General features: G+C 74.5%; 8 protein-coding genes. 3 read left to right on the top strand and 5 right to left on the bottom strand.

Annotated features, from left to right (window positions below; all coding sequences use genetic code 11):
• Both ACSNOH_RS28480 and ACSNOH_RS28475 read left to right on the top strand, forming a co-directional pair.
• Positions 1-1,066: outer membrane protein assembly factor BamB family protein (locus tag ACSNOH_RS28480; protein WP_436724309.1), on the top strand; the 1,066-nt coding region annotated here is incomplete at its 5' end.
• Between the two features lie 11 nt (positions 1,067-1,077).
• Complete coding sequence (locus tag ACSNOH_RS28475; protein ID WP_436724308.1) at positions 1,078-3,381, top strand: protein kinase domain-containing protein; 2,304 nt, start codon at positions 1,078-1,080, stop codon at positions 3,379-3,381.
• 36 nt (positions 3,382-3,417) lie between these two features.
• Here the strand turns inward: ACSNOH_RS28475 and ACSNOH_RS28470 are convergent, their stop codons facing one another.
• From ACSNOH_RS28470 to ACSNOH_RS28450, 5 genes are all read right to left on the bottom strand, one after another.
• Positions 3,418-4,881, bottom strand: a complete 1,464-nt coding sequence (locus ACSNOH_RS28470; RefSeq protein ID WP_436724307.1) for a catalase — start codon at positions 4,879-4,881, stop codon at positions 3,418-3,420.
• 258 nt (positions 4,882-5,139) lie between these two features.
• Entirely contained in the window at positions 5,140-7,347 is a 2,208-nt protein-coding gene (locus tag ACSNOH_RS28465; RefSeq protein WP_436724310.1) for a SpoIIE family protein phosphatase, read from the bottom strand.
• 172 nt (positions 7,348-7,519) lie between these two features.
• The gene (locus ACSNOH_RS28460) at positions 7,520-8,197 is read right to left on the bottom strand and encodes a class I SAM-dependent DNA methyltransferase (RefSeq protein WP_436724306.1); all 678 of its coding nucleotides are present in this window, start codon (positions 8,195-8,197) and stop codon (positions 7,520-7,522) included.
• A gap of 193 nt (positions 8,198-8,390) precedes the next feature.
• Positions 8,391-9,083, bottom strand: coding sequence for a cytidylyl-2-hydroxypropylphosphonate hydrolase (gene fomD / locus ACSNOH_RS28455; RefSeq protein ID WP_436724305.1), 693 nt, complete (start codon positions 9,081-9,083; stop codon positions 8,391-8,393).
• Between the two features lie 196 nt (positions 9,084-9,279).
• Positions 9,280-10,674 carry a class II fumarate hydratase gene (locus ACSNOH_RS28450; protein ID WP_436724304.1) on the bottom strand — a complete coding sequence of 465 codons (1,395 nt, stop codon included), beginning with the start codon at positions 10,672-10,674 and terminating at the stop codon, positions 9,280-9,282.
• 108 nt (positions 10,675-10,782) lie between these two features.
• Between ACSNOH_RS28450 and ACSNOH_RS28445 the strand changes: the two genes are divergently transcribed.
• Complete coding sequence (locus ACSNOH_RS28445) at positions 10,783-12,300, top strand: ricin-type beta-trefoil lectin domain protein (protein WP_436724303.1); 1,518 nt, start codon at positions 10,783-10,785, stop codon at positions 12,298-12,300.
• The last annotated feature ends 97 nt before the right edge of the window (positions 12,301-12,397 follow it).

The following is a 12,397-nucleotide window of genomic DNA, read 5'->3' as shown; positions in this document are numbered from 1 at the left end:
CCGCGCCAAGGACGGCAAGAAGCTGTGGCGGTACGACCCCGTCGAGCGGCCGGAGGAGGCCGGCACCACGGCCACGATCAGCCCGACCGGCCTGGTCATCATCCCCGGCGGCGGCCTGCCGCCGGCACTCCGCTCCGGCACGGCCGTCGTCGCGGCCGGCGGCCGCGTCCAGGCCCGGGACGCGGCGAGCGGCAACGTGCGCTGGGAGAAGAGCCCCGAAGGCGGCGGCTCCTTCAAGGGCAAGCCCCTCGTCGCCGACGGCCGTGCCTTCGTCGGCGTCAACGTCGCCGGCCAGGGCTACGACCTGTACGCCTACGACCTCGCCGACGGCCGCGAGCTGTGGCACAAGCGCCTCGCCAGCGTGCAGCTGGCCCGCGCCTTCCAGCAGGACTTCGCCCCGGTCGCCGCCAAGGACGGGATCGTCTACGCCCGCTCCGAGCGCGGCGTGAGCGCCTACGACGCGGCCACCGGCGCCGAGCGCGGCGAGAGCGAGCCCGTCGCGAACGGCTGCGGCGAGATCCTCGTCCAGAACGACACCGTCCTGTGCGGCGAGCACAGCGGGAACGCCCGAAGCGAGCACCTGACCATGCACCAGCTCGACGCCCGCACGCTCGCCCCCCGTACGGCCACGCCCCTGACGGGCGTCGGCGGCGCGCACGCCCCGCACGTCACGGCGGCGAACGACAAGGTGTTCGCCGGGACGGACGCCAAGGGCCCGGCGGTGGTCGTCATCGACCGCACGGGCAACGCCCCGACGGCGTTCCGCCCGGTCCCGGTGTCGCCGGGGCTCGCCCCCCGGCTGCTGGTGTCCACGCCGCTGATCGTGGGCGACCAGGTGCTGTACGCCTCCAACGACGCCCTCCACCGGATGCCCCTCGCGGGCGGGAAGGTGCTCAGGACGCCGGTCGACGGCGCCCCCGGCGACCGCTCCGAGCCCGCCTACGACAAGAAGAACGGCGTCGACATCGCCAAGTCCGTCCGGCCGCCCATCGCCCTGCCCGCCGGCGGCGTCGTCCACATCGTCTACGACCAGGGCGCCGTCCGCTCGGTCGAGCTGCCGCACTAGGGGACCCACACGTGCCGCAACCACTCACCGGGCCGCCGCGCACGGCCGGCCCGTACCGCCTGCTGGGCACGCTGGGCGCGGGCGGCATGGGCGAGGTGTACCTCGCGCGCCGCGCGGACGGCGCCGCCCCCGGGCTCGTCGCCGTCAAGACGGTCCGCCAGGACCTCGACCTGACCGACGAGTTCCGGACCCGCTTCCGCCGGGAGATCGCCGCCGCACGGGCCGTCCGCAGCCCGTACGCGGCCGCTCTCGTCGACGGCGACGCCGGGGCCGCCCTGCCGTGGCTCGCGACCGAGTACGTCGCGGGCCCCTCGCTGGCCGAGGCCGTCGCCCGGACGGGCCCGCTGCCCGCCGGCGCCGTGCGCGCCCTGGGCGCCGGCCTCGCGCGGGCGCTGGCCGACGTGCACGCCGCCCGCGTCCTGCACCGCGACCTCAAACCGGGCAACGTCCTGCTCGCCGCGGACGGTCCCCGGCTCATCGACTTCGGCATCGCCCAGGCCTTCGACGCCACCGCCCTGACCACCGCCGGGCTCGTCGTCGGCACGCCGGGCTTCATGGCGCCCGAACACCTGGAGGGCAGTCGCGCCGTCGTCGCCGCGACCGACGTCTTCTGCCTGGGCGCCGTGCTGTGCTTCGCCGCGACCGGGCGCGGCCCGTTCGACGACGACGAGCTTGCCGCCGTCGTCTACCGCATCTCGCGCGCCGAGGCCGACCCGGCCGTGCTCGCGGCCCTGCCCGGCGGCCTGCGCGAAACCGTCACCGCCTGCCTCGCCCTCGGACCGGCCGACCGCCCCACGCCGCAGGAGCTGATCGGACGGCTGTCCGGCGGGCCTTGCGAGTGGCCGGACGGCGTACGGGCCCTGATCGCCGGACACGAGGCGGCGGCGGCCGCTGCCGTACGGGCCGAGGCGGGTTCGGCACCGCCGGACATCACCGTCGCGGCTGATCACCGTGGCGGCGGAGGAGACGTGGCCGGCCCCGGGCTCGCGGTCCACGCGCCGCCGCGGCCCGGACACCCGCCGGCCGTCCCGCACGCCCCCACCCGGCTGGGGCACGCCCCGGCCGTGCCCGGGCAGCCCGCGCCGCGGCGCTCACGCCGCAAGGCGGTACTGGCGGGCGCGGCCGCGTTCCTCGCTGCCGCGGCGATCGGGGCGGCGGTGGCGTTCCCGCAGCTCACCGGGGGCAAGGACCGGGGCGCCGCGGCCGCGGAGGCCGCCCCGGCGGCGAGCGGCGCCAAGGCCGCGCGCATCGTCCCGCCCTACGGCAACGCCGGACACAGCGGCGAGTTCGGGGCCGCCGCCCGCGACCGGTCCGCCCGCCCGGCGGGCTGGTCTCCCTGGAACACCCGCCTGGACGTGGGGGCGACCGCCTGCGCCCTCACCGGGCCCGCCCTGGTCTGCGGCACCGCCGCCGGCGGGGCCACGGCCCTGGACGCGGCGACGGGCAAGCGGCTGTGGAGCATCCCCGCCGAGGGAGGGGCGAAGGCGCAGATGCCCGCCCCCGCCGTCGCCGACGGCATCGCGTACGTTCCCCAGGGCCGCGGCATCACCGCCGTCGACTCCGCCGGCGGACGGCCGCGCTGGTCGATCACGGCACCGGCCGGCACCTTCCTCAGCGCGATGGAGCTGTCCGGCGGCGTCCTGTACGCCGTCTGGAGCGCCGACGGTGACGAGCCCGGCACCCGCATGACGGCCCACCGCGCCGACGCCGGCCACGAGCAGTTGTGGGAGACGGAGCAGAAGGCCGACCTGGGCGGCACCCTGCTCGTGCACGGTGACAGGCTCTACCTGTCGTCGACCACCACCACGTACGCCTTCGGCACCCGCGACGGGAAGGAAGCCGCCCGCCGCCCGGGCCTCATGTGCGCCATGGCCCTCGCGCACAAGGACGCCCTGCTGTGCGCGCTGGGCGGTGACCTCGGGGTCAAGGTCCTCGACGCGCGCACCCTGGAGCCCCGTACGGTGCTGGCCCCCGGCGTCCGCATCGCCGCGGCCCCCGCGGTCGGGGACCGCGGCGTCCTCGTCGTCCAGGGCGACCGGGAACTCGCCGGCTACAACCTCGCCTCCGGGGAGCGGCTGTGGGCCGACGACCTCAAGGACAGCGTGCCGGTGCTCGGCGGGGACGGCGCCCTCGTCGTCACGGACGACAAGCTCTACCCCCACGGCCTCGACCGCGGGGCGCGGCTCGGAGAGGGCAAGAGGTACGGCGGCCACGAGTGGTCCAGGGCCCGGCGGGTGCCGCAGGCCCTGGCCGTGGGGCAGGTGGTCTTCCTGGCCTACCCCGACGGCACCGTCCTCTCCGGCTACGCCCCGTAAGGGAATCCTCCGCTACGCCCCGTAAGGGGAGGCCGCTCAGCCGCCGTTGACCTTCGTGGCGATGCGGTCGCCGACCTCCTTGTCGATGTTGCGCCAGTACTGCAGCGCCCGCTCCTTCACCGGCCCGCTCACGCCGTTGCTGACGTGACCGGCGACGTTGGAGACGAGGCGGTCGCGCGCGGCGTCGTCGAGGACCTTGCGGACCATCGTGCCCGCCTGGCCCCAGTCGTCGTCCTCGCGGTGCAGCTTGTACGCCTCGCGCACCATCTCGCCCGCCGCCTGCCAGCCCGCGACGTCACCGAAGCGCTGCGTGTCGGCCGCGGGGCCGCCGTAGGAGTTGGGGGCGTAGGGGCGGGCCACGCGCGAGGGCTCGTAGCGCATGGCACCGTCCTTCGCGTACGAGCGGACGGCGGAGTGCGCGCGGTTCGGCGGGAGCTGCGCGTAGTTGGGGCCGATGCGGTAGCGGTGCGTGTCCGGGTAGGAGAAGAGCCGGCCGAGGAGCATCTTGTCGGGCGACGGGCCGATGCCCGGCACCAGGTTGGACGGCTCGAACGCGGCCTGCTCGATGTGGACGAAGAAGTCGTCGGGGTTGCGGTCGAGCGTCATCCGGCCGACCTCGATCAGCGGGTAGTCGCCGTGCGGCCACACCTTGGTGAGGTCGAAGGGGTTGAAGCGGTAGTCCGGGGCGTCGGCGAACGGCATCACCTGGACGTACATCGTCCACGAGGGGGCGTTGCCGCCCTTGATCGCGTCGAAGAGGTCGCGCCGGTGGAAGTCGGCGTCCTCGGCGGCCATCCGGTCGGCCTCCGCCTGCGTGAAGAACTCGATGCCCTGGTCCGTCTTGATGTGGTACTTGACCCAGAACTTCTCGCCGCCGCCGTTGACCCACATGTAGGTGTGGGAGCCGTAGCCGTTCATGTGCCGCCAGGTGCGCGGCACGCCGCGGTCGCCCATCAGCCACGTGACCATGTGGGCGGACTCGGGGGAGAGGGTCCAGAAGTCCCACTGCATGTCGTTGTCGCGGAGGCCGTTGTCGGGGCGGCGCTTCTGCGAGCGGATGAAGTCCTGGAACTTGATCGGGTCGCGGACGAAGAAGACCGGGGTGTTGTTGCCGACCAGGTCGTAGTTGCCGTGCTCGGTGTAGAACTTCAGCGCGAAGCCGCGCGGGTCGCGCCAGGTGTCGGGGCTGCCCTGCTCGCCCGCGACCGTGGAGAAGCGGGCCAGCACCTCCGTGCTGCGGCCCGGCTGGAAGAGGTCCGCCTTGGTGTACTGGCTGACGTCGTTGGTCACGCGGAAGCTGCCGTACGCGCCGCCGCCCTTGGCGTGGACCACCCGTTCGGGCACCCGCTCCCGGTTGAACTGGGCCATCTTCTCGATCAGATAGTGGTCCTGGAGCAGGATGGGGCCGGTGTCACCGATGGTGAGCGAGTGCTCGTCGCTCTCCACGGGGATGCCGACGTTGTTCGTGGTGTACGGGGTCTGCTGCGCCGGATCGGTCATGGGACGCCTCCCGGTACGGGGATGGTGAGGGCGCGCGGCAGTGCCGCCCTCCACCTCGCCAGTGAACTCCGCCGACGTCGTGTCGGCAACGGCGGTCTGGACACTGTCCAGATTTTTACCGCGTAGGAGTGATGTTGCGGGGCGCTCCGGTTACGGCCGGGGGTCCGGGGGTTGTCCCCGGGAATTGCCGCACCGCGTAGGGGTGACGTTGCGGTGACGTTGCCGGGCGCGCCGGTTACGGGTGACGCGCCGGGACCCTCACCGGCAGGTGCCCGGCAAGGCGAGTTCGAACCACACCACCTTCCCCGTGCTCAGCCGGGTCGCGCCCCACCGCCGGGCCAGCCGGTTCACCAGGTACAGCCCGCGGCCGCCCTCGTCCGAGGGCCGCGCCTGGCGCAGCCGCGGCAGCTGCGGCACGTCGTCGCCCACCTCGCAGCGCAGCACGTCCGTGCGCAGCAGGCGCAGCGTGATGGGCCGTTCGGCGTACCGCACGGCGTTGGTGATCACCTCGCTGACCAGCAGTTCCACGGCGTCCGTGAGCTCTTCCAGGCCCCAGCGGGTGAGCGCGCGGCGGGCGAGCCGGCGCGCCTGGCGGGCCGTCTGCGGGCGCGGGTCCAGGAACCAGTACGCGACGTCGCTCGGGGCGATGCCCTCGAAGCGGGCGGCGAGCAGGGCGATGTCGTCGTCCCGGTCGCCCGGCCCGAGCATGCCCAGCACCTCGTCGCACAGGGGCTCCAGCGGCGGCGGGTTGGGGCCGGTCAGCCGGGCGGTCTCGATCAGCCGCTCGCGCAGCTGCTCTATGCCCGTCCACACGTCCCTGATGCGCGACTCCACCAGGCCGTCGGTGTAGAGCAGCAGCGTCGCGCCCGCGGGTGCGTCCAGCTCCACGGCCTCGAAGTCGACCCCGCCCACGCCGATGGGCGCGCCCGGGGGGACGCGCAGGACCTCGGCGCGGCCGCCGCGGTGCAGCAGTATCGGCGGCGGATGCCCCGCGTTGGCGATCACGATGCGGTGCGCGACCGGGTCGTACACCGCGTACATGCAGGTGGCCATGCGGTCCGAGCCGAGCCGCTGGGCCTGCTCGTCGAGGTGGTGCAGCACCTCGGCCGGGGGCAGGTCCAGGCCCGCCAGGGTCTGCGCGGTCGTGCGCAGCTGGCCCATGATCGCGGCGGAGGTCATGGAGTGGCCCATGACGTCGCCGACGACGAGGGCGACCCGGTTGCCGGGCAGGGGGATGGCGTCGTACCAGTCGCCGCCGACGCGGGCCGTCTCGGCGGCCGGCAGGTAGCGGCTGGCGAGCCGGACGCCCGTGGGCTGGGGGAGCGAGTCGGGCAGCATCGTGCGCTGCAGCTCGTCCGCGATGTAGACCTCGCGGCCGTAGAGGACGGCTTTGTCGACGCCCAGGGCGGTGTGCGTGGCCAGTTGCGCGGCCACCAGCAGGTCGTCGTTCTCGAACGCGGCCCGGTCCGGGCGGCGGACGAAGACCGCGGCGCCGATCACCCGGCGCCGCCCCCGCAGCGGCGCCAGGATCGTGCGCCGCCGGTCCGGGACGGGCCGGTCGTCGCCGAGCAGCTCGGGAAGGGCCGCCCGCGCGGCGGAGGAGTCCCCGAAGACCGGTCTGACACCCCGCAGCACCTCCGCGAGCGGCCCTCCTATGCGCACTTCGCAGCGCTCGGCGGCGCAGCCGGCGAGGTCCGGCACGGGCTCGGGGCGCTCGGCCTCGGGGTCCGCGGCGTCGCCCTCGGTGCCGCGGACGTGGTCGGGCAGCTGGTCGGTGCGGCGCAGCCGCAGGACGACGGGGCCGACGGGCCGCTCGTCGCCGACGGGCAGCGGGTCGCGCAGGTAGACCAGGATGGCGTCGGCGAACGTCGGCACGGTGGCCCGGCACAGGCCGAGCACGATCTCGTCCAGGTCGATGCCGCGGGCGATCCGCCGCGTGGCGGCTCCCACGAACCGCAGCCGCTCGCCTCCGGCGGGGTGGCCGGCCCCGTCGGCGGGGCGGCGGCCGGTGTCCTCCGCGGGCGCGGCGGCCTGCGCACCGGCGCCGTCCGGTCCGGCCGGGCCGGGGTGACCGGCGGCCGGGGCGGCGACGGAGGCACCCTTCGCCCGCGGGACCGGGGTGCCCGCTGCGGTGGCCTCGGGGCCGGCCGGCTCCGGGCGGCCGGCGATGTCCGCCGGGGCGGTGGTGCTCTTCGGGCGCGCGGCGGGGTCGCCCTGCGCGGGGCGCTCCGCGCCGGACGCGGCGGGCTTCCGGGCATCGTTGTCAGCGACGGCGTCCGGGGTCCGCTCGGCCACGCCCGCGGGCAGCGCGGCGGAGGCGGCGCCGGCCGGCGAACCGGTCGCCGCCGCCTCGCCCGGCTCGGGGTGCGAGCTCGCGCGCGTGCGGGCGGGGGCGGGGGCGACCGCCGGGTCGTCCGCGGCCGGGCGGGTGCCCGCGTGGGCGTCCTCGCGGCGCTGGGCCGGCACGCTCTGCGGCCCCGGCTCGGGGGCCGGGCGGGGGCGGCCCGGTTCCGGTTCCGGGGCAGCGGCCTGCCGCACCGCGGCGATCCGCTGGTTTCCGTGGGAGTCGGTGTGCTCCGTCACGCGTGGGGTTCCATCCGTCGGGACCGTGCGCCCGCTCGCGCGGGTGCACCGTGGGTCAGGCGCGTCGCAGATTGAGGAAGAGCTGGATCTCGGGTGGCACGTCCGTACTCGCCGGGGCGTACGCCAGCGAGTTCTCCCCGGCGACTTCGAATCCCGCTTCGCGCACGACCTGGCGCAGTTCGTCCCGCAGGTATCCGGATACCCGGATCGTGTTGCCCAGGAACGGGATCGCGTAGTCGTCCACGTCCGCCTCGACCATGGAGAGGGCGAACAGCCCGCCGGGTCTCAGCAGCCCGTGGAGCATCCGCAGCGCGTACGGGATCTCCGCGCGGGGCAGCATCAGCAGCGAGAAGAACGCGGCCGCGCCGTCGAAGACGCCGAGGCGGCCGTCCCGCAGGTCCGCCAGGTCCGCCAGGTGGAACTCGGCCTTGGGCACGTTGTCCCGGGCCAGCTCCAGCATGCCGGGGGAGAGGTCGACGCCCACGACGTGGTGGCCGGCGTCGGCCAGCTGACGCGCGGTGGGCAGGCCGGTGCCGCAGCCGGCGTCGAGGATGCGGGAGCCGGGCGGCAGCTCCGCCGCGAGCCAGGCGCCCGCTTCGAGCTGGCCCTCCTTGTGCGGGAAGGCCTCGTCGTAGCGGGGGCCGATCGCGTCGAAGGCCTCCGCCTGCCCGCTGCGGTCCAGCCCCGGGCGGGCGTAGCCGTCGTAGTCCCGCCGGTTCTCGTCACCGCTCACGGCGCCCGCCCTCCCTGTGCCCGTCGGCCCTGTTCCCTGAGTTCCCTTTAAGTACCTGAACCAGCGTCACATGCCGTGCTGTGTTCGTGCCGTGCTCGCCGTGCTGCTGTGCAGTACCACGGAGGCCGATCCTACGGTTGCCCGGCGGGCCGCTGCCAAGCGGTTGGCCGCCTTGCCGTCGAATCCGCGCCGATCATGCCCGGATCCGGGCCGGGGAACGGTCCCAGTCGGCCGGCAGGGCGGGCACGGGCCAGGCCGGGTCCGGCCGCCAGTCCTCCCAGCCCGCGGCGAACGGCGCGGTCCAGGCCTCGATGCGCTCGACCGCGGCGCGGCCGGCGGCGCGCACCCGCTCGGCCTGCCCGGCGGACATCAGCCCCGCGTGCTGCGCCTGCGCGAACTCGTCCTCGTCCTTCCACTGCCAGCTGCGGTCCGGGTAGACGGCGATGTCGAGGAAGTGGTCCTCGGAGTCCACGCCGCCCGCCCAGCGGGCGAGCGGCTCCTCAAGGTTCACGTACCAGTTCTTGAAGCGCCAGTCACGGCCCCAGAACAGCCACACCGACCACGGCTCGCCGGGCCGGGCGAGCTTCAGCACCCCGGTGCCGGACCAGGGGGAGACGCTCGTGGTGCGGGGCTTGGTGTAGCGCGTGGCGAGCGGCTCCTGGTGGACGGGGGTGCCGTCGGCGAGCAGCGGGCGCACGCACGCGGTGCCCGGCGCGACCCAGACGGCGAGCAGGTCCGCGGTGTCCTGCACTACGGTGACGGGGCGGCAGATGTGGACGCGGTCGGTGGCGTTGCCCCGGTAGCGCCAGAGGATCTGGTCCCCCGGCGCCCATGAGGGTGTGCCTGCCGTGCCCGTCGTGTCCACCGCGTCCGCGTCCGCTGTCATGCGGAGATCCTAGGTGCGGGGGGCACGGGTGCGCCGTGATGTTCGCCGCACGCGCGATCGTTGCCGGCCGGCGCGGTGGCGGCCGTGGCCGCGGATTCCGCCGGACCCTCGCCGTACGGGGTTGCGCGCCGCGGCGGCGGAACGGATCCGGCCGGTGGCCGGCACCTCCTTCCGCCGCGGCGGCGGGAGCCGGCACCTACGGACGCGTCATCCGCAGTACGTCCAGCGCCTCGTCGAGCTGCTCCAGGGTCAGCAGGCCCCGCTCGACGTACCCCGACTCCAGGACGACCTCGCGGATCGTCTTCCGTTCCGCAAGGGACTTCTTCGCCACCTTCGCCGCCTCCTCGTAGCCGATGTAGCGGTTGAGGGGCGTGACGACGGACGGGGACGACTCCGCGTACTCGCGGGCGCGCTCGGCGTTGGCGACGATGCCGTCGACCGTGCGGTCGGCCAGCAGCCGGGAGGCGTTGGCGAGCAGCCGCACCGACTCCAGGACGTTCTTCGCCATCACCGGGAGCATCACGTTGAGCTCGAAGTTCCCGGCGGCGCCCGCGGTCGCGACCGCCGTGTCGTTGCCGGTGACCTGGGCGGCCACCATCAGCACGGCCTCGCACACGACCGGGTTGACCTTGCCCGGCATGATCGAGGAGCCGGGCTGCAGGTCGGGCAGGCTGATCTCGGCGAGGCCGGCCCGCGGGCCCGAGCCCATCCAGCGCAGATCGTTGGCGATCTTGGTGAGGCCGACGGCGACGGTGCGCAGCTGGCCGCTGGTCTCCACGAGGCCGTCGCGGGCGCCCTGCGCCTCGAAGTGGTTGCGGGCCTCGGTCAGCGGCAGCCCGGTCGTGCGGGCGACCTCGGCGATGACGGCGGGCGAGAAGCCGGGCGGCGTGTTGATGCCGGTGCCGACGGCCGTGCCGCCGAGCGGCAGTTCGGCGAGGCGCGGCAGCGAGGAGCGCAGCCGCTCGACGCCGTAGCGGACCTGCGCCGCGTAGCCGCCGAACTCCTGGCCCAGCGTCACGGGAGTCGCGTCCATCAGGTGCGTGCGGCCGGACTTGACGACCCCGGAGAACTCCTCCGCCTTGCGCTCCAGGGCCTCGGCGAGGTGCTCCAGCGCGGGCACGAGGTCGCCGGTGACGGCGGCCGTCGCCGCGATGTGGATGCTCGACGGGAAGACGTCGTTGGAGCTCTGCGACGCGTTCACGTGGTCGTTGGGGTGCACCGGGCGGCCCAGCCGCTCGCTCGCCAGGGTGGCGATGACCTCGTTGGCGTTCATGTTGGAGGACGTGCCGGAGCCGGTCTGGAAGACGTCCACGGGGAAGTGGTCGTCCCAGCGGCCCTCGGCGACCTCCCCGGCCGCCGCGGCGATCGCCTCCGCCACGTCCCGGTCGATCACCCCCAGCTCGGCGTTGACCTTCGCCGCCGCCGCCTTGATCCGGGCCAGCGCCTCGATGTGCGCCCGCTCCAGCCGCTGGCCGCTGATCGGGAAGTTCTCCACGGCGCGCTGGGTCTGGGCCCGCCACTTGGCCGCGGCCGGCACCCTCACCTCGCCCATCGAGTCGTGCTCGGTCCGGTACTGCTCTCCGTCGGTCATCGTCACTTACCTCCTGACAAACCAAGCGTTTGTCCGGTTCACGGTGTTCCCCTCGGGCACTACCGCCTAGTAAATACCGCGGGTAACAACTGAAATCGGGGAGGCTCCATGACACGCAGACCCACCCTGCGCTGTTCACTCGCCGCGCTCGCCGCCGCCGCGGCGGCGTTCGGCGGACTGACCGTCACCGGCCCCGCGGCGGCCGCCCAGCCGCGCGCCGCGGCGTCCACCCCCCTCGCGCCGGAGCTGGAGAGGATCCGCGCGGCCGAGGCCGTGAAGCTCTACGGCGACGCCGCCGAGCGGCCCCTCGCGGAGCGCAAGAGCTCGCTGCTCTCGCTCGGCGACAGCGAGATCTCCGGGGAGGGCGTCGGCACGTACGAGCCGGGCACCAACGGCCCGGACAACTGGTGCCACCGCTCGCCCGAGGCCGCCGTCCACCGCACCGGCATCCCCGCGGACGTCACGTACAACGTGGCCTGCTCCGGCGCCTCCACCGCCAACATCCGCATCGGCGGCAGCAAGCAGTACGCGGACGAGCTCGTCCAGAGCGACAGCCTCGCGATCAAGGCTCGCAACACCCGGGTGAAGCTGATCCTGCTCGTCGCCGGAGCCAACGACGACCTGCAGTTCGGGCCCGTCATCACCGACTGCGTCACCCGCTACCTGACCCTCCAGGGCCCCTGCGAGCCCAAGTACGCCCCCGGCTGGCAGGCCCGCGTCGACGGCCTCGTGCCCAAGGTCGAGCAGACCGTACGGGACCTGCGCACCGTCATGAAGGACGCCGGCTACGCCGACGGCGACTACAAGCTCGTCCTGATGGGCTACCCGAGCCCCATCGGCCCCGACTTCGAGGACAACCCGTCCTTCCCCGGCAAGCTCCCCGGCGGCTGCGTCGGCTACACCTCCGACGCCGGCTGGGGCCGCAACGCGGCCGTGCCCGCCTTCGAGCGCGGCATGCGCAAGGCCGCCCGCGACACCGGGGCCCTCTACCTCGACAACTCCCGCCTCTTCCACGGCCACGAGGTGTGCACGGACAACACGTGGGCCCGCGGGCTGTACGTCGACGTGACCAACCCCTTCCCGCCGAACGAGAACTCCGTCCGGCAGTCCTTCCACCCCAACCAGCGCGGCCACGGCGCGTTCGCGTCCTGCCTGACGCAGCTGTACCGCTCCGGCTGGCAGGAGGCCGGCTGCGCCGACCCCGCGAGCACGGGCACGCCCGCCCTGACCAAGGGCGGCTGGGACGACGCCTTCCGGCCCCTGAAGAACGAGGCCACGGGCTCCTGCGTCGACGCGTACGGGGCGAGCAGCCGCAACGGCACGACCGTCGGCGGCTGGGACTGCACGGGCAACCGCAACCAGGAGTGGGCCTACGACTCCGGCACCGGGGCGCTGCGGACGGCGCTCTCGCACGACCGGTGCGTGGACGTTCCCGGCGGGAAGTACGCGGCGGGGACGGCCGTGGTGCTGTGGGACTGCCACGGCGGTGCGAACCAGCGGTTCGTGCGGGACGGGTCCACCATGCGGCCTGCCGCGGCGGGTGGCTTGTGCCTCACGCTGGCGTCGGCGAAGGACCCCGTACGGCTGCAGAAGTGCGACGGGTCGGCGGGGCAGCGTTTCGTCTGACGCTCCGGCCGGGGCTGGTCGCGCAGTTCCCCGCGCTCATGGAGTACGTGGACGGGTCGACGCTGCGCGAGCTGCTGCACTCCGGCCGCAAGCTGCT

It is taken from the genome of Streptomyces sp. URMC 127, assembly GCF_051386535.1.
GTDB lineage: Bacteria > Actinomycetota > Actinomycetes > Streptomycetales > Streptomycetaceae > Streptomyces.
This window is presented reverse-complemented; position numbering and strand designations above follow the sequence as displayed.

Excerpts from the sequence above, each read along its gene's own strand:
- ACSNOH_RS28450 (WP_436724304.1), bottom strand. The coding sequence starts at position 10,674 with ATGACCGACGGAGAGCAGTACCGGACCGAGCACGACTCGATGGGCGAG.
- ACSNOH_RS28470 (WP_436724307.1), bottom strand. The coding sequence starts at position 4,881 with ATGACCGATCCGGCGCAGCAGACCCCGTACACCACGAACAACGTCGGC.
- ACSNOH_RS28445 (WP_436724303.1), top strand. The coding sequence starts at position 10,783 with ATGACACGCAGACCCACCCTGCGCTGTTCACTCGCCGCGCTCGCCGCC.
- fomD (WP_436724305.1), bottom strand. The coding sequence starts at position 9,083 with ATGACAGCGGACGCGGACGCGGTGGACACGACGGGCACGGCAGGCACA.